This window comes from Acinetobacter terrae (assembly GCF_013004375.1).
Taxonomy (GTDB): domain Bacteria; phylum Pseudomonadota; class Gammaproteobacteria; order Pseudomonadales; family Moraxellaceae; genus Acinetobacter; species Acinetobacter terrae.
In genome coordinates this window covers 84,099-110,372 of record NZ_JABERI010000007.1, presented here as the reverse complement: position 1 = coordinate 110,372, position 26,274 = coordinate 84,099, and the positions used below count along the sequence as shown (strand labels likewise).

Genomic DNA, 26,274 nt, shown 5'->3' with positions numbered 1-26,274 from the left:
GTTTGTTTGAAAAATTCAAGCGGACATGATGCTTTAATCGATAAAATAAAATAATCATTTCGTAAATATTGTTGAAACCTATCGCATTACGCGTTTGAATAGCGACATTGAGTTTTTGCAGAACATAATAAATCAATGACAACACAATCTACTGGATGGAAATCGGCCTTTACGGCATTTCTTGATCGCCGTGCCCTTATTATGCTGTTTTTGGGTTTCTCCGCAGGTATTCCGATATTACTGATTTTTTCAAGCCTGTCTTTATGGCTTGGAGAGGCCGGAATTGATAAAAGTGCAGTGACTTTTTTTAGCTGGGCAGCATTAGGCTATTCCTTCAAGTTTGTTTGGGCACCGTTAATCGATGAGTTACCGGTTCCGGTACTGACAAAAATACTCGGTCGTCGTCGGGCATGGTTGCTGATTGCTCAAGTGCTGATTATCTGTGCCATTTGTATTATGGCATTTTCAAACCCTGCATTAGGGCAAAGTTATTTGTACCAAATGGCGGTGGGTGCAGTGTTACTGGGCTTTTCTGCGGCTACCCAAGATATTGTCATTGATGCTTATCGTATTGAACTGGCTGAAACACAAATGCAGACCGTTCTGGCTTCGACTTATAATGCCGGTTATCGCATCGGGATGATTGTGGCGGGTGCAGGAGCATTATTTTTAGCGGCCTCATTGGGTACAGCGAAAGGCAACTATATTTATAGTGCATGGAAAATCACTTATTTAGCCATGGCTGCAGTGATGGTGGTGGGGATTATCACAACGTTGGTCATTCGTGAACCGCAAGTGAATCGGATCTATAAGGATTATAAACGTACAGATTACTACCGTTTGGTCGCGGTGTTCTTTGTAGCAGTGATCAGTTTTGTACTGAGCTACATTTTCTCGGGTACTTTAACTGAAGCAGTTAAATCACAATTTGAAATTTCAGATTCTTTCTTGCTGTTTTGCTTTGAAGCTTTACGTTTTATTGGCTCTGCCGCTGTTGCCGTATTGGTCGGTACATTGCTGGTGAAAATGGGTGCCGTAAATAAGCAAATGGCATTTGAAACCTGGGTCAATCCGATTGCAGATTTCTTTAAACGCTATGGCGTGAAACTGGCCTTAGTGTTGTTGCTGTTAATTGGTTTTTACCGTATTTCCGACATTATTGCCGGTGTCATTTCCAATGTGTTCTATCAAGATCTGAATTTCACCAAAGAGCAAATTGCCGAAGCGGTGAAAATTTATGGGGTGATTTTTAGCTTGGTTGGTGGTTTCTTAGGCGGTTTGCTGGCACAGCGCATGAACATTATGAAGTTAATGTTTGTTGGTGCAGTATTGGCCAGTTCAACCAATTTGATATTCGTTGGCTTGGTGAAATCAGGACAGCAAATCAATGATGTTAATGTCACAGTTGGGCAGCAGAATTATAAAGTTCAGTCCGATGAAGTGGGATACTGGAAACTCAAAGTACCCAGTCAGGTTTTGGCACAAGCAGATGAACTGCAAGTTGCTGCCCAATATCAGGACGGTTCTCAAGATACCGCAGTTACGACATTGCCGTATTTAAAGCAGGATGCAAAACAATCCAGCATGCAGATATTGCCTGTGACCAGTGACAATACCATTGCTTTATATGAGAAAAATAACAGTTTGGTGATTCGTGGGCAGTATTTTGGGCAACCTTTATCTGAATCTCAAAAAATTGTCTTAAGTTTAGATGGTCAAACTTTTGATGCAAATCTCGATAAAATAGGCATTTTTAGTGCGGCAATTCCGGCAAAGGTTTTAATCAATTCAACATCTAAGAACCTTGTTGCTGAAGTTGTTGAAAATAATCAAGTCTTGTCAACGGCTCAACGTCGCTATACTGCCAATATGAATTTGAGCACCGCTAAAGATTTAGATGTTGATGTTCAGCCTTTACCCGTCGTAAATGCCCAATCCACTGACGAAGTTGAAATTACAGGCAAGGTGATTAAACCTTATAGTTCTCTTTGGTTATATTTCGCCATTATTGTGGATAATTTGGCATCAGGTTTAGCGGGCGCTGCGTTTATTGCTTTCTTGTCGAGCTTGACCAGTGTGTCATTTACCGCAGTGCAATACGCGATTTTTAGCTCGCTCATGACTTTAACCCCCAAGATTTTAGGCGGTTATTCGGGTACTATAGTCAGCAATATTGGTTATCCGAATTTCTTCCTCATGACCACACTGATTGGTATTCCAATTTTAATTTTAGTGGTGTGGGTGGCGAAGTTATTACGTGAACATCAAGATACAAAGACTCAATAAGGATGAATCATATGCGCATGCTGCATACCATGTTACGTGTAGGCAATTTGGAACAATCTTTAAAGTTCTATACTGAAGTGCTCGGTATGACTTTGCTTCGTAAACGTGATTATGAAGAAGGTCGTTTTACTTTAGCCTTTGTGGGTTATGGCGATGAAGAAAATCATACAGTTTTAGAACTGACGCATAACTGGGATACTGCAAGTTATGAGTTGGGCAATGCTTATGGTCACATCGCCATTGCGGTAGATGATGCTTATAAAGCCTGTGAAGAAATTAAGGCACGTGGTGGTAAAGTGGTGCGTGAAGCGGGTCCAATGAAAGGCGGCGTAACAGTCATCGCTTTTGTTGAAGATCCAGACGGTTATAAAATCGAGCTGATTCAGCAAGATAAAGATGCACGCAATAATTAATGAATAATGCGGTATAGATAAACTAAATATTCAACATTGCGTTGAAAAGCTGGCTTTATTTATTCAGCCCAGTAAGATGAAACTTTACCATCAGGTAAATTCACTTATTGGGCTTTTTTATATTTTTCAATAAATACAGGACGTAGCAATGTTAAAATTGTTGGCATTGGACCGCTTTACTATTTTGCTGATTGTCATGGTGATCTTGGCAACGATAGTCCCAGTATCAGGTCTTGCTGCAAATATCTTTGGGGTGATTACTTCTGGCGCAATTGCGATTTTATTCTTTTTACATGGCACAAAACTGTCCAGAGAAGCAGTCGTTCAAGGCATCATGCATTGGAAATTTCATCTGGTGGTGTTTGCTTTTACATTTGCCCTCTTTCCGCTTTTAGGTCTGTTGGCAAAGCCGCTTTTATTGCCTGTTTTGGGGCAGGAGTTGTACTGGGGCTTTTTGTTCATGTGCTTCTTGCCATCGACAGTACAATCTTCTATTGCTTTTACCTCGGTTGCAAAAGGCAATGTGGCCAGTGCTGTATGTAGTGCTTCATTTTCCAATATAATTGGGATGTTTATTACCCCAGTATTGGTCAGTTTTTTTATTTTAGGTCAGTCAAAACATGGCTTTGACCCTACATCTTCGATTGTTCAAATTACCTTATTGTTGCTGGTGCCATTTATATTGGGGCAGATATTACGTCCTTATGTTTATCCTTACATGTTGAAATTACCGGGTATCGTTAAAGCATTCGATCAGGGCACTATTTTGATGGTGGTCTATGGTGCTTTTAGCGGGGCAGTCGTTGCGGGACTGTGGGAAGTGGTGAGTTGGGAAACGTTGTTGGTTTTGACTCTGGCTTGTTCAGTGTTTTTAACCCTCATCATGCTGCTGGCTTTATACATTCCGAAATGGATGGGTTTTAATCGGGAAGATCAAATTGCAATGTTTTTTTGCAGTTCTAAAAAAACTTTAGCCAGTGGTGTGCCGATGGCACAAATCCTATTTATCGGACAGCCTTTAGGCATGATTATTTTACCGATTATGATTTTTCACCAAATTCAGCTTATGGTATGTGGTGTGATTGCCAATTATTGGTCGAAGCACCCTGTGGATGAATTTAAAGCTGTGGATGAGTTAAAAGAATAATTCGCTATCTGGTATTTTTTGCCGTATAATTGCGCCCACTTGTTGTGCTTAGCCCTGGCGGTATCCGTCTCGGTGGGCCAAAAGAATGGTCTGTTATGGTGTTGGTCTCGCTTTTTTTGAAGAAGCTTTTTTCCTCATGAATCATGAGAGTGATCAATTGCGATGACAGCATAAGCCTTTCTTAACTTAGGAGTAATCGACGATGCGCGCCGATATTCACCCAAAATATGAAACATTAGTTGCTACTTGTTCATGTGGTAACGTAATCGAAACTCGTTCAGCAATTGGTAAAGAAACTCTTTACCTTGACGTATGTTCAGCTTGCCACCCATTCTATACTGGTAAACAGAAGAATGTTGACCAAGGTGGTCGTATCGACAAGTTCAAACAACGTTTTGCAGGTATGTCACGTTCTATCAAACGTCCTGACTAATATCGTCAAATGTAAAAAACGGGCAGTATGCCCGTTTTTTATGCCTGAAATTTATGTATTTCGCAGCAAGAAAATGTGTACAAGACTCATTGGTCTTGTACATCAATTAGGTGATCCAGTTTTTTCTGGAAATAATCACCTTGAATAAAGCGTGCATCCACATTCCAGGCATTGGCAAAGAGCGTCATATCATTTAATTCACGCAGCATGATTTCAACGGGTTTAATTTCATGGAAAGTTTTAATTTTTTCCTGTAATTCCTCAGTAGATTGTTCTGTATTTAACATTTGAGTCAGTGAGCGGTGTAATGTTAAGCAGTTGACATCTAGTTGACGTAAAGCAGATTCACTGTAAATGGTATTACCAAAGTCTCTTAAGGAGATTTTAGCGCCAAACTGATGGAGTTGAGTAATATGCTTTTGTGCATCTGAAATATTCTGGGTAAGGTCTTCTTCTGAAAATTGTAAAATCAGCGGATGTGTTAATTTACTGCGTACAATCGTGATCAGTTTAGAAATAAATTCAGGGAATGTTCGATCGTGAAATAATATTTCTTTATTCAAATTCACAATCAATTTTGCTTCAGGATATTGCGTAATAAAATTATGTAATTGTTTACATGATTCAACTAATATCCAGCGATCCAGTTTAATCGATAATTCAGGATCTTCTGCCAATTCTCTCAAGCTGGATAAATCTTTCCAGGTATTTTCAAAAATAAAGCCACTGGTGACTTCATAAGTATATAGATTAGTATCTTGCTTATCATAAAGTTGTTGATATTTAAGATGAATCTCTCCGCGCTCTAAGCTTTTTTCCAAAGCCCTGATTAATGAAGATTCAGGCAAAGAATTTAACGGCTTAATTTCTTTAGGGCGAATTTCCATCGTTGGGATATCTAAATGCGTTTCTAACTCAAGCCCTGCAGTCGGTGCATTTTGTGGTAAAGCCGTGTTGTAAGCTGAAGTAATAAATTGTTCAAAATGGCTTTCGTCACGAATTTCACTATCTAAGATCACATAACCAATTCTTAAATTAAGTGGGTAACTCGATTGATTCACGGTCAACAATTGCGGCTTGGTGAGTGAGCTTAAACCAATAAGCTTGGATTCTAATTTTGCTTTAGATTCTGCCTGGAATAAAGCAGCAAAAATACCGGGTGAAACTTTAAATAAGGGAACATGGGTTTGTTCTTTTAAAAATGCTTCTATTTCACTGAAATAGTTTTTTGAAGTGACCCAGTTACCTTCGAAAATAGTTTCAGGACAAGAGGCTAAAGAGAAGAGTACTAATGCATTAATATCAGAAGGCTGTTTAGTAATAGTTCGGTTAATTAACTGATATGTATTTGGTTTCTGTACATTCTTATCAGCTGTTCCGGATGCTGCATTACTCGCTTCTGAAGTTTCGATATCAATAGTAATTTGTAATGCATCTTCATCCGTAGCGGGTAAAAATTCGATTTTAAGCGGATTCGGAATAGAAAGATGGTCATTTAAGGTAGCGATTTCTAATCGACCTAAATCAAACTGACCTTGAGTAATTTTTTTAAAGCGTAACTTGAAGTCGTTTAAATCTTTCGGTTGTAACAGATCAAGCAAAGGAAGACCTACGATATCGTCTTCATTTTTAATCCCAAACAGTTGTAAATATTCAGGATTAGCCTGAATATGAATGCCTTCTTGAATAAGCGCAACCGCCTTGTTGCTATCATGTACTAAAGATTGTGCATGCGTTTGTGCAGATTCTAACTCGTCCATTAAATGTTGTTGAGTAAGCATTAAACGACTGAATAAAAGTGCACGGAGAAGGCCAAGATAAAAACGATCTGGATAGTCCAGATTTAAAATGTCATAAATGCCTTTACGGATATAACCTGCATATTGCTCTGCCTGATAATCCTCTGGTTTTAGAAGGATAATCGGTAAGTTCGGTTGTTTTGATAATTGGATTAAACTTAAGGCTTGTTCGTATTTTAAGTCGTAGGCACGGCCAAAAATGACCAGATCCCAATTTTGATGTAATTGTTTTTCAAAAGTTTGTAAATCATCCAGCAATGTTGCCTGTACAACATGCCCACTCGACGTTAAAAGCTCACGAATCTGGTTAAAACGTATTTGATTATCATCGATAATGAGTAAACGTGTCTCGGTACGTTTTAACTTTTTAGACAATAATGGATTTCTCACTTCAATGCTTCCCATAAATCGTGATTCTTGATTTCATTCATTTGTTTGTTGATGAAGTTGTTGATCAGGCTTTCTTGCTGATCATTCAGCAACTCAAATTCAAAACGAATAAAACTTTGAGTAATAAGCTGTGCTTTGGTCAGGTAAATTTTGAGTTCTTCTTTTCCTAATCGCAAATGAATGGTTTGTTTTTCTCTAAACATGTGCGAGCCCGATACAATTAAACTGGTCGAAACATTATCGAGTTGAGAAGTTTGAACGATAAGAGCCGGTTGGTAGTTACTGCTGTTACGCTCAGTTTTCACCATGACTGAGCAGGGGAATAAATCTTGAGCCAATACTTCAAGCCCGAGTTCCAAACTTTTTTCTGTCGACTGTTTAATCCAGCGAACCACACCGCCACGCCAAGGGCTATGAGTATTTTCCTGAATTAAAATAAATTCCCCGGTTTTTAAATTTGAGGGTGTAGCACCTGTCCATTTAATCCGGTAACCATTGACACTGATATCCAGCACATCAGCCGGATAGATTTGTTTTGCTTCCCGATCCAAAACTTTAGCTGTGTTGATTTCAGCAGGAATATTGGAATTCATGGAATTGATAAAGCTACTTTCATTTTGGAACTGATAATTATTTTCTAAATCCAAAGTTTCGTGAAAGTTTTTACCTTTAGATAAGTAAAAGTGCGCCACAGAAAGACTAAAACAGATCTGCAATTGCGCTGAATATTCGTAGCGCTCATGGCGACGTTCAATATTGGTGGTAAGCAGGTTATGAATATGAAAGTGTAATGCTGGTGTCAGGAATAACTTTTCATTACGCGACAAATAACCCGCCTTTTTAGTTTGGGTCTCCGACAGATGATCTAATAAATGTTGCGTTGAAATATAGATAGTCGGTTTATATAAACTGGATTGATTGACATTGAAAACCGGTGGATGATCTTTATTGGTATCAACAATATAGCGAGAAAGCGTAGTTTCTTTAGGTAAAATGTGAACCAATTTTGCCCAGTCAAAACTACATAAATATAAGCCTTGCATTTCTGATGGGCGAATTTGATGAGTATTGAAAATATCCAATAAAATGAGCTGTGAATAAGCATTAGCAATCGTTTGTAATTGATGCTGCGTATCTAAAATTTGATTAATATTGGTTTGATAAAAATTATTATTAATCGCACATTCAAGCAATTGATGCGCGACCAGCCATTGACCAAATAATGGTGTGCTATACAACAAATGTTGTTGGTAAAGTAGTAACGCGAGTTGCTGTAATGCGTAATAAGTCGAAACAATTCTGGCAGTCTGTAAACTTTTCTTTTGATTAAAGGCAAAGATAGAAAACTTTTGCAGACTTAATTGGGTGTTACAGCGTTTTGAAATGTCGATATAAATTTTGGCGAAATGACTCCGCAAAAGCATAGCCAATTCAATGATTTGATCACTACGATCGCTTGTAATAAGACTTTGGTTGAAAAAATGCTTTTCCAGGCTGATCAATACATTATCAATCGTTGGGTGCAAGATTTGAATTAAATCAAAACGCAGCATTTCTGGGCATTTAAGTTCTGATATTTCCAGTAACGCATTGAAAAGTTCTTTTGAAGAATTTCCGAGTTGCAGAATGGATAAATTAGACACCCATTCTTGTAGCCCTTTTGCATTAGATGGACAAAAGCTCAGTTGTTCCAACTTTAATTCTGTTGGCGTCTGGAAGATATCTGAAGTACTCATAAGCATCGTTATTATTTAACTCAAAAAGTTGAAACCCCAAAAAGCGGTGTTTTATTTTTTTCGCCCGCTATTTCCCTAACGAGTTTAGGAACCAAATATCCAGGAAGGTTCTCTAAAACATCTTTATATATAAGATTAATCTGCTCAGGACTCAAGTCAAAATGATGCGCACCTTTTACTTTATCTAACACATGTAAATAGTATGGCATCACGCCTGCATCAAACAAGCGGTAACTTAAATCCACTAAAACCTGCGCAGAATTATTGACCCCATTTAATAAAACTGCCTGATTGAGTACGGTGATTTGTTGTTGAACCAATAGTGAAAGTTTAGCGCAAGTAAAATCATCAAGCTCAGCCGCATGATTTGAGTGTACCACTAGAATAATTCGTAGCCTACTGTTTTTTAATAGAGAAACCAGCTCTTCATCGACACGGTTGGGGATTACGATAGGAACTCGTGAATGAATTCTCAAAAATTTAATTTGCGGTAGCGATTCTAAGCGATCGATCCAGAGTTTTAATTTTCGATTGGATAGCGTAAGCGGGTCTCCACCACTAAAAATGACTTCATTAATATCGGGTTGGCTTTCGATATAGCTTTTAATATTAAGCCAGTCTTCATTTTTTGGCAGGTTTTCTTGATAAGGAAAATGACGACGAAAACAATAACGACAATGCACCGCACAAGCACCAGTTAGGGTGAGTAAAAAGCGCGATTTGTATTTATGTAATACACCTGGTTGTTGGTTGGCTTGTTCTTCACCCAAAGGGTCGGTGACATAACCAGGATGATCTTCAAGTTCTAAATGATGCGGTAAGACTTGTAATAGAAGAGGATCTAGAGGATCGCCAACGTTCATTTTTCCGACAAATGCACGTGGAACACGCAATTTAAACTGTTCAGAAGCAAGGATTGCCCCTGATAATAATTGATCAGGCGAGAGCTGAAGGGTTGCAAGTAACTCTAAAGGATCAGTAATCAGGTCACTGAGTTGAGATTGCCAGTTTTGCTCTTGATATAAATAGTTTATCATGCCACATGTAAAAAATAATGCTAGTCTAGCATTAATAGATTTAAGTTAGTAAGTTTGGAGTGAGCCTTTCATGGCCAATTATTCTACAAATGACTTTAAGCAAGGCCTAAAGGTTATGCTTGATGGTAACCCATGTTCAATCATGGAAAATGAATATGTAAAACCTGGTAAAGGTCAAGCATTCAACCGCGTAAAATTGCGTAATCTTAAAACTGGTAAAGTTTTAGAAAAAACATTCAAATCCAATGAAACACTTGAGGGTGCTGACATTGTTGAAGTTGAAATGGATTACCTTTATAACGATGGCGAACTTTGGAACTTTATGGATCCAGAAAGCTTCGAACAAATCACAGCTGACAAAACTGCGATGGGCGATGCTGCCAAATGGTTGAAAGACGATTCAAACGAAAAATGTACAATTATGCTTTTCAATGGTGTTCCATTGTCAGTAAGTGCACCAAACTTCGTTGTATTGAAAATCGTTGAAACTGATCCAGGCGTACGTGGTGATACTTCGGGCGGTGGCGGTAAGCCTGCCAAACTCGAAACGGGTGCTGTAGTACGTGTACCATTATTCGTACAGCAAGAAGAAAGCGTTCGTGTAGATACCCGTACTGGTGACTATTTAGAACGTGCATAATGGTTTTAAAATAGACTATTATCGAAAGGGATGATTCAAATCATCCCTTTTTTTATGCCAAAGTATTAGATGAAAAGTAAGTCATGAGGAGTAGAGTCGCAAAGGAAGAAACAGCTGTATACCGAACAATAAAAATGATCGCTGATTTATGCATTAGATATGAGGGATTTACATGGAAACGATTGAACCGAAGTTAACCATAACTTCAAAAATAGTGTGGCTTCTAGTCGCGATTTTAGGTGCAGTGTCATTCGGGATACTCGCAATTAGCAGAGGTGAGCATGTTAATGCAGTCTGGCTCGTTTTAGCTGCCATCTGTGTATATAGCATCGCTTATCGCTTCTATAGTTTATTTATTGCCAATAAAGTTTTTGAACTCAATGCAAGACGCTTAACACCAGCGCATCGTTTAGCTGATGGTCTGGATTATGTTCCAACCAATAAATATGTTCTGTTTGGTCACCACTTTGCCGCCATTGCAGGTGCAGGTCCATTAGTAGGACCTATTCTTGCGGCACAAATGGGTTATTTACCGGGTACCATTTGGCTATTGGTGGGTGTGGTGCTCGCGGGTGCTGTTCAAGACTTTTTAGTTCTCTTTATTTCTACCCGTCGTGACGGCCGTTCACTCGGTGAAATGGCGAAGCAAGAGCTAGGTTCTTTTGCTGGTGTGATTGTGATGCTGGGTGCATTAGGCGTCATGATCATCATCCTTGCAGTACTTGCATTGGTAGTCGTGAAAGCCTTGACCAACAGTCCATGGGGTGTGTTCAGTATTGCTGCAACCATTCCAATTGCATTGTTCATGGGCGTATATATGCGTTATCTCCGTCCAGGGAAAATTGCCGAAGTTTCAATCATTGGTTTTGTGCTGATGATGCTGGCGATTGTTTATGGTGGAAATGTCGCAGCTGATCCTTATTGGGGACCGATCTTTACACTTTCTGGTACGCAACTGACTTGGTGTTTAATTGTTTACGGTTTTGTTGCTTCAGTCTTGCCGGTTTGGTTGCTGCTTGCGCCACGTGACTACCTTTCTACCTTCTTGAAGATTGGTGTCATTGCCGGTCTTGCAGTCGGAATTATGGTGGCATTACCTGAACTGAAGATGCCTGCGGTAACGCATTTCATTGATGGTACTGGTCCTGTATTTGCAGGCTCAATGTTCCCATTCTTATTCATTACCATTGCCTGTGGTGCAATTTCTGGCTTCCATGCCTTGGTTTCTTCAGGAACGACACCGAAACTCATTGAAAATGAAGTCGATATTCGTGTAATTGGTTATGGTGGGATGTTGATGGAATCTTTCGTTGCTGTCATGGCGATGATTTGTGCCACCATTCTTGAGCCAGGGGTCTATTTCGCCATTAATGCACCCGCTGCCGTATTAGGTACAACTGTTGAAAGTGCTGCTGAAGCGGTGCGTACTTTAGGCTTTGTGGTGACTCCGGAAGCATTAACCTTGCTTGCGCAAGAAGTGGGTGAAAGCACGATTCTTTCGCGTACCGGTGGTGCACCAACATTTGCGATTGGTATGGCTCACATTATTACGGAAATTTTTAACAACCGTTCCATGATGGCGTTCTGGTATCACTTCGCGATTCTGTTTGAAGCCTTATTCATTTTAACTGCGGTAGATGCGGGTACACGTGCTTGCCGTTTCATGGTTCAGGATACTGTCGGTATCGTGATCCCTGCGTTGAAACAATCGCACAATTTCTTTGGTAACCTGGTTGGAACCGCCGTGGCTGTTGCAGGCTGGGGGTTCTTTGTCTATCAAGGTGTGATTGACCCACTCGGTGGGATTAACAGCTTATGGCCGCTATTTGGTATTGGTAACCAAATGCTTGCTGCAATGGCATTGATTTTAGGTACTGTCATCTTGTTCAAAATGAAGAAAGAGAAATATGTTTGGATCACTATTTTTCCAACCATTTTCTTATTTATTACCTGTATGACAGCAGGTTGGCAAAAAATCTTCCATGAAAATCCAAAAATTGGTTTCCTGGCACAAGCCAACCGTTTTTCTGATGCAATTGCGCGTAATGAAATTTTAAAACCAGCCAAAGACGTTGCTGAAATGCAAACGATTGTATTCTCAAATCAAATCAATGCAATTCTGTGCGGTTTCTTTATGATTGTGGCGGTTGTGATGTTGTTTGCTGCCATTGGTGTGATTCGTCGTGCATTGGCAGATCCTAATCCAAGCACGCATGAGTCAGAAGCCATTTATAGTGACGAAGTCCCGGCGGGAGAGGTGAAATGAGTCTAAAAGATCAAATTCGCCAAAAACTGGCTTTGGGTAAAATCATTAAATTTACAGTGCTTGCGCAGCCGAAAAAGTTTTTGATGTTGAATGGTATTAAAACCATTCAGATGATTTGGCAACGTCTACAGCAAAGCTTTCGCTTGATGGTGGGTGTACCTGATTATCAGACTTATCTCGAGCATATGAAAAGGAATCATCCAGACTTGGTCGCAATGGATGCCAAAACATTTTACCGTCACTGTGTGGATGCACGTTATCCAAGCGCAGGGGGGGGGATGAAAAAATGCCCTTGTTAATCTAAGCAGGCATTTGTCAGAAATCTTTTGATTTGTTTGGAAAAATGACAAAACGGTGTATGTTAATCATGCACCGTTTTTTATTGGGAAATAAGCTGTGATTTGGGGTACAAATAAGGTTCAAAAACAAGAACTCACACATGAGCAACAACAACTGAATGATCGAGTTGAATCGTATGCTGTCAAAATTCAGGCATTCTTGAATCAAATCAATAGTATCATTTTAGATAAAGAAAATCAGACCAAACTGGCTTTAAGTAGTTTATTAGCCGGCGGCCATGTGTTGTTTGAAGATTTACCCGGGTTAGGTAAAACAACCCTATCCAGTGCCTTATCTCATATTGCAGGGCTGAAATTTCAGCGCATTCAATTTACTAATGACATGCTTGCCAGTGACGTGATTGGCGTGAATATGTTTAACCAAAAAGAACATCAGTTTGAGTTCAAGCAAGGTCCAATCTTTACCCAAATATTACTGGCAGATGAAATTAACCGTTGTAGCCCAAAAACCCAGAGTGCGTTGCTGGAAGCAATGGAAGAAGGTTTGGTCACGGTAGATGGAGTTCGTTATGAGTTGCCGCAACCTTTTTGGGTCATTGCGACGCAGAACCCGCTCTTTCAAAGTGGCACTTATAGTTTACCGGAATCACAACTTGACCGGTTCCTGATGCGTTTATCACTTGGCTATCCCTCACGTTCAGCAGAAAAACTGTTATTACAACAAAACTCCCGTTATGCCTTAATTGCAACGCTAGAGCACGTTTTTAACGAGCAAGAAATTTTAGCTATGCAACAATTGGTCACGCAAGTTCATATTGCCGATGTCGTGCTGGACTATCTTCTGGATTTGGCTACTGAGACCCGTAAAAGTCGGCATGGTTTATCCACTCGCGGTCTATTGGCTTTGAAAAAAGCAGCCCAAGCCCATGCCTTTATTGAACAGCGGAGCTATGTAACCCCGGATGATGTTCAAGCCGTTTTTGTTGCCGTAGTTTCTCATCGGATTGGATTGAGTGAAGCAGAAACCTTGCAGTTGATGCAGCAAGTGAATATTAGCTAAAGGAAGATCAAATTGAGCAAGCCTTGGCAAAAATGGTTAGCGAAACGCTTTCAATTTGAAAAAATAAAACAGCTATCGCAAAAAGACATTCTGATTTTTATCTATCAACAGGGCTATCTGTATGTGGTATTGATCTTGATTACATTTATTGCCGGGATCAATTATGCCAATAACCTGATTTTGGGTTTTTGCTTTCTGATCAGTGCCATTTTATGTATTAGTTTTTATGTGACTTTTAAACAATTACATGAGCTAAGTGTTGAAATATCAGTGAACGAGATCGGGCAAGTGGGGGATAATCTTGATTTGCAATTACATTTTCAGCAGCTACAAACGCAGTTGCGTTATTTATGGATTAAAACCGATCAGCATTTAGAAAAAGTCTCCATCGCTGAACTCAAGCAAAAAATCACCCTGTCTTTTTTTACCGATAAACGCGGCAAGTTTCATTATCCAACTGTGCAGATTTATGCTGTTTATCCGTTTGGACTAGTTCGTGCCTGGACCTATTTTTATTTAACGGAATATTCATGGGTTGCACCCAAAGCCGCATTTTATAATGCGGAAAATAAACAGCATCAGCAAAGTTTTGAACCTGATATGGATGAGTTTCGTGAACTGCGTAATTTCAAATTGGGGGATAGCTTGCAAGCCGTATCCTGGAAGCAGGCTGCACGTGGGCAAGGTTTATATATCAAAGTCTTTGAGCAGCATAATGATCAACCGAGTGTGAAAATCCATTATGCAAATATGCCAAGTGCCGAGCATGAAGAAAAACTGAGTTTAATGATGGGGCTGATTGAGCAATGTGAGCAACTGCAATGTAGCTATGCGGTAGTTTTACCTCAAGCTGAATTAGCCATAGGCGTTGGTGCAAACCAGTTGCTTCAGGCGAAAAAACTTTTGGCGCAGGCTTAAATTATGATTCATGCTGACGTTAGAACATCAATTTTAATCACCTTGTTATTATCACTGATTGCACAAGTATTTTTTAATCCTGTTCTGTTAAGTGCAATTTTTGCCCTGATTCTTCTGTATTTATTTTTTAACTTTAAAGATGAGGCAAAAGCAGTATCTAAAATTTGGATCTTTGCCTTGGTAATTCTGGCCTTAATGACCATTTATTTCAGATATCAGAGTTTTATTGGGATTGAAGCTGGGGTAGCTGTCTTATCCACTTTTTTATTTGCAAAAGCTCTGGAAACTAAGAATAAACGAGATGTGATTATCTTATTTAATTTTGCATTGTTTGTTGGGGCGAGTTCATTTTTATATAGCCAATCCATCTGGATGGCGATTGTGATTCTGCTGTGCTTATTCAGTTGCCTGATCGGGCTTTATCGTTTACAAACCAGTGAATTTAAACAGGCACAGAATCAATCATCGGCATTAAAAACAGATGCCAAGCATGTGGGTAAATTTCTGGTTTTGGCTTTGCCTTTTTTTATCTTGCTGTTTATCTTTTTTCCACGGTTGCCGCCACTTTGGCATATCCCTATTCCCGTGCAAAAAAGTGTCACAGGTATGAGTGACAGCATGTCACCCGGTGATATTGCTGAATTGTCGCAATCCAGCAGTTTGGCTTTTCGCATTATTGGCAATATGGATAAGCTGCCTTCCCGCAATGAGCTGTATTGGCGGGCAATGGTGCTGGACCAATATGATGGCAGAACCTGGACCAGTAGTTTTATGAATCAACAGCCCGTCTTCAATAATACGATTTCGAGAAAAGCAAAACAGGGTTTTGATTATCAATATTTAGCTGCAGATTCGCGCGTCATGTGGATAATGGGACTGGAAAAATCCATTCCAAAAGACCCTCAATACCAATTAAAGCAGGATTGGAGTATTACACCTGTCCGTCAAATTGTGCGGAATCAGCCTATTACTTTGCAATGGTTGGGCGATGCCCAGATTCAAGGGCAGGGATTATCCACGCCAAATTTACTGGAAAAAATAAATACCCAAATTCCAGAGCAACTCGATGAACAATCACGTCAATTCGCTTTGGAAATATTTCAGCAAAGTGGGCAATTGCCAGATCAATATGTGCATAATATTTTGCAGTGGTATAAGAGGAATGGTTTTGTATATACCTTAACGCCGGGTTTATTAGGTGAAAATCGTATCGACGAATTCTTGTTTCAATCACGACAGGGGTTTTGTGAGCATTATGCTTCGAGTTTTGCCATGTTGATGCGTTATGTGGGGATTCCTGCACGTATTGTCATCGGTTATCAAGGGGGACAACTTGCACTCGACCGAGCAAGTTGGGAAGTTCGTCAACTCGATGCTCATGCGTGGACAGAAGTACAATTAAATGGAAAATGGCAACGTATTGATCCAACAGCAATCATTGCTCCACAACGCATAGATGGGGGAATGCAGAACTATATTGACAATGATCGAAGTATCTTGGGAAATAAAGAGCAGAAGTGGAAGTATCGTCAATTTTCAATGATGAAAAATATGCGAATCTGGAGTGATTATGCAAGTTATCAGTGGCAAAGCAAAGTCGTCGGCTATGATGCTGAAAAGCAGCAAAGCTGGTTATCGAAACTAGGTCTGAAAACTGCTTACGCCAGTACCATAATATTACTCTCAAGCATTTTATTGGTAGTAATTATTTATTTTGCCTGGATTTATTATCGTGATAGACAGTACGGTTCTGCATATGAGCGTATGATTCAGCAGTTCTCTAAGCAATTGGATGAGCCATTACGCAAGCAGCCTGCAGAAACTTTTTTTACCTGGATGCATCGTTTAGCCGAAGGGATTGAAGAGGATGAACAAAGGATATTTATCCAAACAGCAGAACATTATCAGCAGCAACGATTTTCTATGGGGCAAAATGATCAAAAAATAAAGCAATTTAAAGGAATGCTTAAAACTTGTGCATATACTTTAAAAAATAAAAGAAAGCACTTGTTTTAAAAAATAAAAATGAATATTATTCACAGCACTTAGGTGTATAGCTCAGTTGGTTAGAGCGCTACGTTGACATCGTAGAGGTCAGCAGTTCGAGTCTGCTTATACCTACCAATATTCCAAACGTTATGTTATAAGGGTTTTAAGCGAAAACAGTAGCTTAAAGCCCTTTTTTATTGCCTATAGGTTTCAATTAAAAATATATAAGATTAAATTAAATCCTGACAGGCATTCACAATTAAATTTTATTATTACTTTGCCATACAATAGAAATCCAGGATTCATTTTATGAAGTTTTACGCTTAAGTTGCTCTAGTTGTAGAATATGTTGATTAATCTGCTGATCCATAGCCGGTAAAATTTGTCTTAAAAATTGGCAATATGAAATTCCATCGTTCGCTGAAAGCCCACCTGCTTTTACAAGCTGTTTTTGCTTTTCTAATAAATCACTGACCTGACGAAAATCAGGTTGCTGTCCCACACTCAATGAATGACTAATTGCTTCGAAATCCTGATAAAGTCGGTCACGTTGCTGAATCAATTCTATTTGATGTGATGATGGCGTTGATCTTGCTTGATCTTGCTTTATAAGTTCTTTTTTCTTCTCTAAAGAAGTATGAGTTTGGGCATTAACAACTCTTGGCTTAACCGCATCTGACTGAGACATAGCTGAAGGTTTGAAGACATAGATGGTTCCTATGAGCAACAAAGTAACCATTAATCCCATCATAATGCCAAGTCGTATAGTGTAAGCCATGCTACCAAACCTGTTAATTTTGTTTAAATTAAAAAACAGACCCAATCCAGAGTCAGGTCTGTTCAATTCATCAATTATCAGCTTATTAACGGTTCATTACTTCGTTGACCAGCCAGCCGGTGCATAACCGATACGAACACGCTGTGGATGATTGCCTACTGGCACACTCAGAACCTTTTCACCTGTGGCAAAATCAATTACGGTGACCACATCAGTCTCACTCTCTGAAATCACGCAGCTTTTCCCATCAGGACTTTGGGTTGCCCAATATGGCTTGCCTGCCGCTATCAGTTTCCCAGCTTTTAAGGTTGAACGGTCGACAATGGTTGCATAGTCATCCATGGTACCTGCCACACACAATTTCTCACCATCGGCACTGATGGATAGTCCATGATGACGAGAGTCATTTACATATTTTGTCCGGTCAGACGGAATTGTTGAGCTGCCTGGTAGTTGACCAATGCGAGTAATTTTATTCTGGTTCAGGTCATACTCGATCAAGCCGTTAAAAAACGAAACCTGTGCATAAATTTTACTTTCATCATTACTAAACACAATCGGACGCACTGCATTGGATAAATCCTTACGACCTACCGCATCTAATGCAGGGCGGAAATCAATTTTCTTGAGCACTTTAAACGTATTCGCATCAGCAATGGTGATAAACCGTTTACCCTTGGTGAAATCTTGCCATGATGCATCCATAGCGGTCTCTACATTCCCAATAGCTGAATTCAAAATTTTTGAGCCACCATCAAAGAAGATGTTTTCATGCGGTTTGTCGCCTGTTGCAAAGCGTCCTAATTCCTTACCTGTGTTGATGTCCAGAACATGAACGACGTTACCCGAAGACGCTGAGACAGCTAAGCGCTGACCATCAGGAGAAACGGCCATATGATCGGCACGAAAACCCTCAACAGGGGTACGCCAGTTGATCTTGCCCGTAGCAATATTGATAGATACCACATCTGCAAAACTTGGGCGAGATGCCACCACTGACTTGCCGTCTGGGGTTGAGTACATATCATCTACCAGCTGATCATTACCTTCCCCAGCGGTGGACTGAATATAAGTATAGGCAATCAGTTTAATTGGATTGAGGTGGATTTCCTTCAAACGCTCTTTGCGATCAGGAATCATGTTGATAACACCGATTTTACCAAAATCACCCGATGGACGAATCACCGTCACTGTTCCATCCCAGTTATTGCCAACAAAAAAAACTTGCTGACTATTTGGCGGAACAGGCGTCGTCGGTGTAGCGGCATGAATCGCGAGCGATGTGAATGCTGTAGCTGCAAGCAAAGCATTCGACGTCCATTTAAAAAATAATTTTTTGTTTGTCATATCATTATTGTCCAGTTCAGGTCCATGAAAGCAATTTTTTTATTCAAATTTTCATTGCTGTCTAATACTCCTGTATTAGCAGAACAATAGAATAAAGAATTGATCAACAATTGACCATAATTACCCGACCATCACGCAAAAAGATCATTGTTATATTTTGAGTAAAGCAGATGATTTGATGAATAAATTTCATGGTTAACTTTCTAAGTGGTTAAAATTGTTTATTTTATTTATAATTTTTTATCATTAAAAAGTTGCCGATATAATTAAAAAACTTTTGTTAGCAAAAAAGGAATGACAAAACTAAATTTTTCTTCAGAAATTTGTCATTACATGTATTGTAGCCTGTAGAGACTTACAAAATTATTCACCTGAGTGATCAAGCAATTGAGATATTAACCTTACAAGCATTTCATGAAATTATACAAAAGATGGGACTCATCTCTATAAATAGAGGTACTTTGTAAATTCGTAAAAATGAATTGTTTTAAAAACTTGTTTAAATCTTTATCCAATTTAATATAAATATGTTCTAGAAATTGCAAAACACTACATGATATTTTGTATGAAAGCCGTAGTATAAAAATGATTTTATTGAGTTTCTAAGATGATGTCACAGATAGATGTTCTTGTTCCTTTGGCTGAAATTGAAGTAAATCGGGCTGAACTTCTCTCCATTCAGCGTAATGATTTAGTTCCTTTGCTGAATGATCAATATCGTCTGAATCATTATGCTGATCAAATTATTCAAGCTCAGTCGGTGTTATTAAACGGGGTAGATCCACATCTTACCCAGCAACTCAGTTCAACGATAGAACAGCTGATTCAATCCTTGGCTGATTCAAAAAAATATTTAAAAACACGTAAATTTAATGCTTTGCAAAAGTGGTTGGGGATTGACCTGGAATATGGATCAGGGCAGGTTGAATATTATAAAAATCTGGATCAATTGCTCAATCGAGCCAATCATTTAAGTCAAAAATTGCAAATCGAGATTCAAAAGTCGCAAGCTCGTTTTCAGCAGTTGCTTGGGCATCGTGAGCAAATGGCAAAATACATTCGGGCTGCACAAGAGTTTTTAGTGGAATACCCAAATTTTGTCAAGAATCAGCATCCTTTGGATAATTTTGCGGAGAGATTATCGAAAAAAATTAATACATTACAAACTTTACAGGCCAGTAATGATATTGCAATTACACAAATGCAGTTATCTCAACAACTTTCTTTTACCTTGCTAGATCGTTTTAAAGAGGCACAGCAGGTCTTGATTCCGGCATGGCAATATCATGTTAAACAAAGCAATCAAAGCAATTCGACAAGTGAGCTGGAAAAGTTGGATAATAGCCGAGAGAATCTGATCAAAACTTTAAGAAAATCACTACAGAAACCAATAGATTAATAATGATACCAGGTGAGCCATGACCGATTTTGAGCATAAAGATTTACCCGCTGAAGTAAGCACAGATGTGGTTCAGCAAAAATTTCAGCAACTGAATTTACAGGAAATTGGTTTGCAGGCTTCAGACTTTAATGAAGTGATGAATGCACGCAAAGAATTGGCTGCAATGAGTCATAACGCAGTCGCTGAATATGGTAAAAATATTGCGACAAAAACATCGACCTATACCGATGAACTGTTGAATCTTGTGCAAAATAAAGATCTGGATGCTACAGGTCAAAAGTTAAATCAGGTGGTTCAAGTTGCACAGCAGTTGAATACCAGCAGCATTTTAAACAAGAAAAAAAGTTCAGGTTTTTTCGGTGGTTTGATCAGTAAAATGAAGGGTGCCAAGCAGAACTTTGATCAGCATTTTAATAGCACCAAAGAACAAATTGATGTTTTGGTTAAAGAAATTGAAACTTCACAATCGGGTCTTAAAAGTCGCGTTGATACCCTGGATAAAATGTTCCATGGTGTGCAGGATGAATATAAACAACTGGGCATTTATATTGCTGCCGGGAAATTGAAAGAACAGGAAATCCAGCAGGAAATCGCAACTTTAACCAGCCAAACTCAAGATCAGGCATCGGTGCAAAAGGTTTATGACCTGAATCATTTGGCCAATAATCTGGAAAAGCGGGTCAGTGATTTACAGGTTTTACAGCAATCAGCCATGCAAACCTTGCCGATGATTCGGATTATCCAATCCAATAACTTGATGTTGGTGGATAAGTTTTATGCGATTAAAAACATCACTTTACCGGCTTGGAAAAACCAAATCAGTTTGGCTATTTCCTTAAATGAACAGAAAAATAGTGTGCAACTTGCCAATAGTATTGATGATGCAACCAATGATCTGTTACGCCGTAATGCAGACTTGTTACATCAAAACTCGGTCGATACCGCCAAAGCTAATCAACGTTCAGTGATTGATATTGAAACGCTTGAACATGTGCAAAACACCCTTATTAAGACTGTTAATGATGTGATTCAGGTGCAAAAAGAAGGCATGCAAAAACGTGCTGAAGCCACCACGCGCTTACGTGCTTTGCAAGAAAATTTGAATCATTTGGTTATAGAATCAAGTAACAGTGGAGTGAATAAATCTTAAGAATACGCTTAAGTTCATTGCCTGCACTTTAGGAGAAACCGTTTGCCTCCCTTAGATGAATATGCTGTGAATCCGCAACAGATTGAATCTGGTGTTGTGGCGCTGAAAAAGCGCCAACGCAATCTGACCTTATTGTGCCTCACCAGCAGCACCGTTTTCCTTGCATCAGTGGTGGCATTATTTCTACAACATGATTTTGTCTATAGTTTTTTTGGTATTACCACCGAATTGAAACAACTGCATATGCCAATGAGTGTAGATGAAAATCTTGCTGAACTCGGCCAGCACACCGATTATTTTATCAATCTGTTGTCATGGTTTGGCTGGCTGATTCTGAAGCTGTTTGTGTCTTTTGTCGGGGCATTTTTTGTCATTCATTTTTTAAAGAAAATACGCTTCTTCTATACGCGTTTTCAGTCTTTTATTTTGAAATTTGTCGGATGGCTGGTTGCCTTTATTGTGTTGTGGTCGGGCTTAACCTTTCTGCAATACGATTTAAATGATGATGCAAATAATGCTTATAGCGAAGCAATTCAATACGATAAAAATATTCAGCAAAGTGAATTGGCCCAGTATTTACAGCAGACTGATTTAGATGAGCCAGTGAGGGCTTATTTACTCGCACAAGCCGCGTTGTTGCATAAGCCTGTGGATAAAGATGCGGCCATCCCTCAGGTTCTGGCTTTGGTTAAAGCGGAAAAAACAGATCCTCACTTTATTGAATATGGTTTCAAGCCCGAACAATTATGGACCATGCAGCATCAACTTTATGGAAAGAACTTAACCCCGATGGCGGCAAGTGTCTCGAAGCAAGTGGATCAAGCAGAACAGATGAGCGATTTGGTGAATATCTTTATTATTGCAATGCTTATTTTATCTGCAATTTTAAGCTTGATTCTATTTTTCTTATCGCAGCATTTAAAAGGGCGCGTGTTAAGGGTTGAACAGCGCATTACACCTTAAATAAAGCAATTCAAAAGCCCTATTATGGGCTTTTTTTATTTTTGTTGGTCGTTCTTTCATTCGAATTTTTTTAAGTTTTGAAATGAAGCAGGGTTTAGATAAGATAAATGTTTGTTGATTTAATAATCCGATCTTAATAATAAAAACAAACTGTTTTACCTATTTATTCATTTACCCTACTATAGCCTTATTCAATAAGCATTTACTCCCCTGGAGACCTTAGCCATGTTAGACCAAAACACTTCAGCGCAACTTAAAACCTTACTGGAACGTCTGGAAAGCCCGATTGAATTGGTAGCCTCTTTAGATGCTTCCGACAAATCGGACAAAATCAAGGAGCTGGTGACCGAAGTTGCTGCGTTGTCGGATCTGGTAACCGCCCGTTTTGATGGCACTAACAAACGTACTCCCAGCTTCGGGATTGCCAAAGTCGGTGAACAGCCTCGTGTGAACTTTGCCGGTCTGCCGATGGGACATGAATTTACCTCTTTGATCCTGGCCTTGCTGCAAGTGTCGGGTTATGCACCGAAAGTCTCGGATGAAGTGCTGGCACAAATCAAGGGCTTGAATTTGACCTCTGACTTTGACGTATTCGTATCGCTCAGCTGCCATAACTGTCCGGACGTGGTGCAAGCCCTGAACCTGATTGCGATTAATAATCCGGGCGCGACTGCGACCATGATTGACGGGGCTTTTTTCCAGGATGAAGTGGAACAGCGCAAAATCATGGCGGTGCCGATGCTGTTCCAGAATGGCGAACACATTGGTCAGGGCCGTATGACTCTGGAAGAAATCGTGGCCAAACTGGATTCTGGTTCATCTGCCAAGGATGCGGAAAAACTCAATGCCAAAGGCGCCTTTGATGTTCTGGTGATTGGTGGCGGACCTGCAGGTAATACCGCGGCAATCTACGCGGCACGTAAAGGCATTCAAACCGGGATTGTTGCTGAACGCTTTGGTGGTCAGGTGATGGATACCATGGACATTGAAAACTACACTTCGGTGCAAAAGACCCAAGGTCCGAAATTTGCCGCTGAAATGGAAGCGCATGTGCGCGCTTATGATGTCGACATCATGAACCTGCAAAAAGTCGCGGCGATTAAAGGGGCGGATGAAACCGCCAACGGTCTGGTTGAAGTAACGCTGGAAAACGGTGCCAAGCTGGAATCAAAAACCATCATCCTTTCTACCGGTGCACGCTGGAGAGAAATGAACGTTCCGGGTGAGCAGGAATACAAAACCCGTGGTGTGGCGTACTGCCCGCACTGTGACGGTCCATTGTTCAAAGGCAAACGTGTTGCGGTGATTGGTGGCGGTAACTCGGGTGTGGAAGCGGCGATTGACCTTGCCGGGATTGTCGAGCATGTGACTCTGGTGGAATTTGATACCAAACTTCGTGCCGATCAGGTGCTGCAGGACAAGCTCAACAGCTTGCCGAATACCACCGTGATCATGAATGCGCTTTCCACAGAAGTGGTCGGTGACGGTTCACAGGTGACAGCGCTGAAATACAAGGACCGTGCTACCGATGTTGAACATACCATTGAATTGGCCGGGATCTTTGTCCAGATCGGTCTGTTGCCAAATACCGACTTCCTGAAAACCTCTAAAGTTGAACTTTCAAACCGTGGCGAGATCGTGATTAACGAGCGCAACGAAACTAATGTGAAAGGTGTATTTGCTGCCGGTGACTGTACCACGGTGCCTTACAAGCAGATCATCATTGCCACCGGTGAAGGCGCGAAGGCATCACTGTCTGCATTCGATTACATTATCCGTAACGGGCAATAATTGCATCATCTAAGCAATTAAATTTGAATAAAATAAACATAGGCTTATATCTATCCGTAGATATAAGCCTTTTTTTTCACTCGAGTTTTTTCACCAAACGTTACATTTAATCAACAATTTTCGATCGTTATTTAGACGACATTTCGATTATATTCGCTTTATCCCATTTTTATGGGTAAAACAATTAGAAGGACATATGAAAATGAATAAATTACTTGTTGCTTTAGGTCTTGCTGCTACTGTTGCTTTAGTTGGTTGTAACAAAGAGAAAGCACCTGAAACTGGTGCAACAACTGGCGAACATCTTGAAAATGCTGCAGATCAGGCAGGTCATGACATTTCACAAGCTGCTGATGAAGCTGCTGCAAAAACCAAGGCTGCAACTGAGGAAGCTACTGCTAAAATCGATGCTGCAGGTGAAGAAGCTGCTAAAAAAACGGAGGCTGCTGCAAAAGATGCTAAAGAATCCGCTAAAGAAGCCACTGCAGCAACTGCCGGTGCTGTTGAACAAGGCGCTGCAGATATGAAAGAAAAAGCCCAACAATAATTTAATTTATTGAATAAAAAAGCTCCTCATCAGGAGCTTTTTTATTTTTACCAATCTTGCTTTTACCCTTCCATTTTTATAGGGTTGAAGTACCGATACTTTTTAAGTGCATGTTTAGCTGTCATATTATTTTCATAACCAAAAACATTATACTCAAAGAACCAGTTGGCTTCATGCAGCAGTACGGGGTGCAAATGATGGGATTATTTCCCTTACCAGTTTAATCATGGGAATGGCTACCTATCCCCCTCATAAGCAGCAGGTTCTTCTGCCCTGACTTTTTCACTGAGTGCCCTTTTCCTCATGTTCTCGATTTTAATTAGTCCAGAACAATATATGCCAACAACTGTAATATTGTTGGCATTTTATCCCTAACTGCACTTAGTATACTGTCTAGTCATTTCGCTAATACTTCAATGATAAAAGGCAGTTTACAGGTTATCTCATAAGGAAATCTCGCTATGGCATTTGTCAGCGCCCTTGGTTCTTTATTTAAAGTTTCTACATTTTAGCATCTCAATTATTAATTTTATAAATATAGCAAATCAGTTATTCTCAATTAAAATACTTATAATCTATAAGTTTTAATAATATATATAGTTGAAGAATCGACTAAAATACCCCGATTCATTTAGTTATTTTTATTCTCCCATGTCTGTTATTGCTGCAAAATCCAATCGATCGAATCTGTCGATTTGGGTTGCTCTTTTTCTATTGTTGATTGGTACACTTGGTGCCTATCAAGTTGTTGGGCTGAATCAAGCCTTATTATTCCTGATTGGCGGTGCCTTGGGCATGACGCTTTATCATGCCTCATTTGGTTTTACCTCCAGCTGGCGTGTCTTTATTAAAGAACGTCGTGGTCGTGGCTTGCGTGCGCAAATGATCATGCTGGGTCTTGCTGTATTGCTATTCTTCCCTGCTTTAGGTGCAGGTGAGCTATTTGGTAATCCTGTCAAAGGTAATGTCAGCCCTGTTTCCATGTCGGTGATGATTGGTGCTTTTATCTTTGGTATAGGCATGCAATTAGGCGGTGGCTGTGCTTCCGGTACGCTCTACACGGTAGGCGGCGGCAGCGCACGTATGATCGTAACGCTGATTTTCTTCTGCCTCGGCTCTTTAATTGCAACCACGCATTTGGATTGGTGGTTTAACCTGCCTCATCTTGCACCTATTTCAATAGTTTCAAGCTTAGGTGTTATCCCTGCCCTAATCGTCAGTTTTATACTATTTGCTGCGATTGCATTTGCAACGATTTATTTTGAGAAAAAACGTCATGGTTCACTTGAAGTTGAACCTCAAGCGCAAACTCAAGGTTTAAAACGATTCTTACGTGGTCCATGGCCTTTAGTTTGGGGTGGGATCATCCTCACCTTGCTTAACTTTGCAACGTTGGCTTTAGCCGGTCGTCCTTGGGGTGTCACTTCCGCACTTGCCGTTTGGGCTGCAAAATCTGCGAGTTTTATGGGTGTGGATGTTGCCTCTTGGGCGTATTGGCAACAACCCGGTAATGCCAAAGCGCTGTCTGAATCATTATGGTTCGATATTACCTCAATGATGAACTTCGGGATTATGCTGGGTGCATTATTGGCAGCCAGTCTGGCAGGTAAATTCGCTCCAAACTTCAATATTCCAAAGCGCTCACTGATTGCTGCTGTTGTTGGCGGTTTATTATTAGGCTACGGTGCACGTTTGGCATATGGCTGTAACATCGGCGCTTACTTCAGTGGTATTGCATCAGGTAGTTTACATGGCTGGTTATGGCTAATTTTCGCCTTTATCGGTAACAGCATTGGCGTCAAACTTCGTCCAATTTTCTTCTCCGACGAACGCCCACAACCTGAAAAATTAACCGGTTGTTAATTCTAAAATACTGAAATTAA

Annotated in this window: 21 protein-coding genes and 1 tRNA gene; 17 read left to right on the top strand and 5 right to left on the bottom strand. The window is 39.9% G+C overall.

Annotation, left to right across the window (positions count from 1 at the left end; all coding sequences use genetic code 11):
- Positions 1 to 135 precede the first annotated feature (135 nt).
- The 4 genes from HLH14_RS04335 to rpmE all read left to right on the top strand — a co-directional run bounded on the left by HLH14_RS04335 (position 136) and on the right by rpmE (position 4,279).
- Positions 136 to 2,286, top strand: a complete 2,151-nt coding sequence (locus HLH14_RS04335) for an AmpG family muropeptide MFS transporter (RefSeq protein WP_067725105.1) — start codon at positions 136 to 138, stop codon at positions 2,284 to 2,286.
- A gap of 11 nt (positions 2,287 to 2,297) precedes the next feature.
- Positions 2,298 to 2,699 carry a lactoylglutathione lyase gene (gloA, locus tag HLH14_RS04330; protein WP_067725107.1) on the top strand — a complete coding sequence of 134 codons (402 nt, stop codon included), beginning with the start codon at positions 2,298 to 2,300 and terminating at the stop codon, positions 2,697 to 2,699.
- Positions 2,700 to 2,847: 148 nt separating this feature from the next.
- Positions 2,848 to 3,846, top strand: coding sequence for a bile acid:sodium symporter family protein (locus HLH14_RS04325; protein WP_067725109.1), 999 nt, complete (start codon positions 2,848 to 2,850; stop codon positions 3,844 to 3,846).
- 202 nt (positions 3,847 to 4,048) lie between these two features.
- Positions 4,049 to 4,279, top strand: a complete 231-nt coding sequence (gene rpmE / locus HLH14_RS04320) for a 50S ribosomal protein L31 (protein ID WP_067725111.1) — start codon at positions 4,049 to 4,051, stop codon at positions 4,277 to 4,279.
- A gap of 86 nt (positions 4,280 to 4,365) precedes the next feature.
- Here rpmE and HLH14_RS04315 read toward each other — a convergent pair whose 3' ends face one another.
- The 3 genes from HLH14_RS04315 to epmB are packed head-to-tail and all read right to left on the bottom strand — an operon-like array spanning position 4,366 to position 9,241.
- A complete protein-coding gene (locus tag HLH14_RS04315; protein WP_067725113.1) occupies positions 4,366 to 6,483 on the bottom strand; it encodes an EAL domain-containing protein in 2,118 nt (705 codons plus the stop codon).
- Positions 6,465 to 8,210 (bottom strand): GTPase, encoded by a 1,746-nt coding sequence (locus tag HLH14_RS04310; protein WP_067725115.1) that lies wholly within the window; start codon positions 8,208 to 8,210, stop codon positions 6,465 to 6,467. The genes HLH14_RS04315 and HLH14_RS04310 overlap by 19 nt, the downstream gene beginning before the upstream one ends.
- A gap of 14 nt (positions 8,211 to 8,224) precedes the next feature.
- Positions 8,225 to 9,241 carry an EF-P beta-lysylation protein EpmB gene (gene epmB / locus HLH14_RS04305; protein ID WP_067725117.1) on the bottom strand — a complete coding sequence of 339 codons (1,017 nt, stop codon included), beginning with the start codon at positions 9,239 to 9,241 and terminating at the stop codon, positions 8,225 to 8,227.
- Positions 9,242 to 9,311: 70 nt separating this feature from the next.
- On the opposite strand from epmB, the gene efp reads away from it, so the two are divergent.
- The 7 genes from efp to HLH14_RS04270 all read left to right on the top strand — a co-directional run bounded on the left by efp (position 9,312) and on the right by HLH14_RS04270 (position 16,548).
- Positions 9,312 to 9,881 (top strand): elongation factor P, encoded by a 570-nt coding sequence (gene efp, locus HLH14_RS04300; protein ID WP_067725125.1) that lies wholly within the window; start codon positions 9,312 to 9,314, stop codon positions 9,879 to 9,881.
- 172 nt (positions 9,882 to 10,053) lie between these two features.
- Entirely contained in the window at positions 10,054 to 12,147 is a 2,094-nt protein-coding gene (locus tag HLH14_RS04295; protein ID WP_067725127.1) for a carbon starvation CstA family protein, read from the top strand.
- Positions 12,144 to 12,446, top strand: coding sequence for a YbdD/YjiX family protein (locus HLH14_RS04290; protein ID WP_067725129.1), 303 nt, complete (start codon positions 12,144 to 12,146; stop codon positions 12,444 to 12,446). The genes HLH14_RS04295 and HLH14_RS04290 overlap by 4 nt, the downstream gene beginning before the upstream one ends.
- A gap of 154 nt (positions 12,447 to 12,600) precedes the next feature.
- Positions 12,601 to 13,506: an AAA family ATPase gene (locus tag HLH14_RS04285; RefSeq protein WP_214645713.1), complete on the top strand. Its 906-nt coding sequence runs from the start codon at positions 12,601 to 12,603 to the stop codon at positions 13,504 to 13,506.
- 12 nt (positions 13,507 to 13,518) lie between these two features.
- Positions 13,519 to 14,424, top strand: a complete 906-nt coding sequence (locus HLH14_RS04280) for a DUF58 domain-containing protein (protein ID WP_067725131.1) — start codon at positions 13,519 to 13,521, stop codon at positions 14,422 to 14,424.
- A 3-nt stretch (positions 14,425 to 14,427) separates the two neighbouring features.
- Positions 14,428 to 16,440, top strand: coding sequence for a transglutaminase TgpA family protein (locus tag HLH14_RS04275; protein ID WP_067725133.1), 2,013 nt, complete (start codon positions 14,428 to 14,430; stop codon positions 16,438 to 16,440).
- Between the two features lie 31 nt (positions 16,441 to 16,471).
- A tRNA-Val gene (locus tag HLH14_RS04270) sits at positions 16,472 to 16,548 on the top strand.
- A 172-nt stretch (positions 16,549 to 16,720) separates the two neighbouring features.
- On the opposite strand, the gene HLH14_RS04265 is transcribed toward HLH14_RS04270, so the two are convergent.
- A complete protein-coding gene (locus tag HLH14_RS04265) occupies positions 16,721 to 17,191 on the bottom strand; it encodes a hypothetical protein (protein ID WP_067725243.1) in 471 nt (156 codons plus the stop codon).
- A 96-nt stretch (positions 17,192 to 17,287) separates the two neighbouring features.
- Positions 17,288 to 18,538, bottom strand: a complete 1,251-nt coding sequence (locus HLH14_RS04260; protein WP_131272256.1) for a YncE family protein — start codon at positions 18,536 to 18,538, stop codon at positions 17,288 to 17,290.
- 610 nt (positions 18,539 to 19,148) lie between these two features.
- On the opposite strand from HLH14_RS04260, the gene HLH14_RS04255 reads away from it, so the two are divergent.
- The 6 genes from HLH14_RS04255 to HLH14_RS04230 all read left to right on the top strand — a co-directional run bounded on the left by HLH14_RS04255 (position 19,149) and on the right by HLH14_RS04230 (position 26,254).
- The gene (locus HLH14_RS04255) at positions 19,149 to 19,937 is read left to right on the top strand and encodes a tellurium resistance protein (RefSeq protein ID WP_067725266.1); all 789 of its coding nucleotides are present in this window, start codon (positions 19,149 to 19,151) and stop codon (positions 19,935 to 19,937) included.
- Between the two features lie 19 nt (positions 19,938 to 19,956).
- Positions 19,957 to 21,090 (top strand): toxic anion resistance protein, encoded by a 1,134-nt coding sequence (locus tag HLH14_RS04250; protein WP_131272257.1) that lies wholly within the window; start codon positions 19,957 to 19,959, stop codon positions 21,088 to 21,090.
- A gap of 42 nt (positions 21,091 to 21,132) precedes the next feature.
- Positions 21,133 to 22,053, top strand: coding sequence for a hypothetical protein (locus tag HLH14_RS04245; protein ID WP_171532740.1), 921 nt, complete (start codon positions 21,133 to 21,135; stop codon positions 22,051 to 22,053).
- Positions 22,054 to 22,278: 225 nt separating this feature from the next.
- Positions 22,279 to 23,844 carry an alkyl hydroperoxide reductase subunit F gene (ahpF, locus tag HLH14_RS04240; protein ID WP_171532739.1) on the top strand — a complete coding sequence of 522 codons (1,566 nt, stop codon included), beginning with the start codon at positions 22,279 to 22,281 and terminating at the stop codon, positions 23,842 to 23,844.
- A 202-nt stretch (positions 23,845 to 24,046) separates the two neighbouring features.
- A complete protein-coding gene (locus HLH14_RS04235; protein ID WP_067723448.1) occupies positions 24,047 to 24,391 on the top strand; it encodes a hypothetical protein in 345 nt (114 codons plus the stop codon).
- Positions 24,392 to 25,042: 651 nt separating this feature from the next.
- Positions 25,043 to 26,254, top strand: a complete 1,212-nt coding sequence (locus HLH14_RS04230) for a YeeE/YedE family protein (RefSeq protein ID WP_067723436.1) — start codon at positions 25,043 to 25,045, stop codon at positions 26,252 to 26,254.
- Positions 26,255 to 26,274: the final 20 nt, after the last annotated feature.

Coding starts and splice junctions, on each gene's coding strand:
- HLH14_RS04335 (WP_067725105.1), top strand. CDS start 136: ATGACAACACAATCTACTGGATGGAAATCGGCCTTTACGGCATTTCTT.
- gloA (WP_067725107.1), top strand. CDS start 2,298: ATGCGCATGCTGCATACCATGTTACGTGTAGGCAATTTGGAACAATCT.
- HLH14_RS04325 (WP_067725109.1), top strand. CDS start 2,848: ATGTTAAAATTGTTGGCATTGGACCGCTTTACTATTTTGCTGATTGTC.
- rpmE (WP_067725111.1), top strand. CDS start 4,049: ATGCGCGCCGATATTCACCCAAAATATGAAACATTAGTTGCTACTTGT.
- HLH14_RS04315 (WP_067725113.1), bottom strand. CDS start 6,483: ATGGGAAGCATTGAAGTGAGAAATCCATTATTGTCTAAAAAGTTAAAA.
- HLH14_RS04310 (WP_067725115.1), bottom strand. CDS start 8,210: ATGCTTATGAGTACTTCAGATATCTTCCAGACGCCAACAGAATTAAAG.
- epmB (WP_067725117.1), bottom strand. CDS start 9,241: ATGATAAACTATTTATATCAAGAGCAAAACTGGCAATCTCAACTCAGT.
- efp (WP_067725125.1), top strand. CDS start 9,312: ATGGCCAATTATTCTACAAATGACTTTAAGCAAGGCCTAAAGGTTATG.
- HLH14_RS04295 (WP_067725127.1), top strand. CDS start 10,054: ATGGAAACGATTGAACCGAAGTTAACCATAACTTCAAAAATAGTGTGG.
- HLH14_RS04290 (WP_067725129.1), top strand. CDS start 12,144: ATGAGTCTAAAAGATCAAATTCGCCAAAAACTGGCTTTGGGTAAAATC.
- HLH14_RS04275 (WP_067725133.1), top strand. CDS start 14,428: ATGATTCATGCTGACGTTAGAACATCAATTTTAATCACCTTGTTATTA.
- HLH14_RS04265 (WP_067725243.1), bottom strand. CDS start 17,191: ATGGCTTACACTATACGACTTGGCATTATGATGGGATTAATGGTTACT.
- HLH14_RS04260 (WP_131272256.1), bottom strand. CDS start 18,538: ATGACAAACAAAAAATTATTTTTTAAATGGACGTCGAATGCTTTGCTT.
- HLH14_RS04255 (WP_067725266.1), top strand. CDS start 19,149: ATGTCACAGATAGATGTTCTTGTTCCTTTGGCTGAAATTGAAGTAAAT.
- HLH14_RS04250 (WP_131272257.1), top strand. CDS start 19,957: ATGACCGATTTTGAGCATAAAGATTTACCCGCTGAAGTAAGCACAGAT.
- ahpF (WP_171532739.1), top strand. CDS start 22,279: ATGTTAGACCAAAACACTTCAGCGCAACTTAAAACCTTACTGGAACGT.
- HLH14_RS04235 (WP_067723448.1), top strand. CDS start 24,047: ATGAATAAATTACTTGTTGCTTTAGGTCTTGCTGCTACTGTTGCTTTA.
- HLH14_RS04230 (WP_067723436.1), top strand. CDS start 25,043: ATGTCTGTTATTGCTGCAAAATCCAATCGATCGAATCTGTCGATTTGG.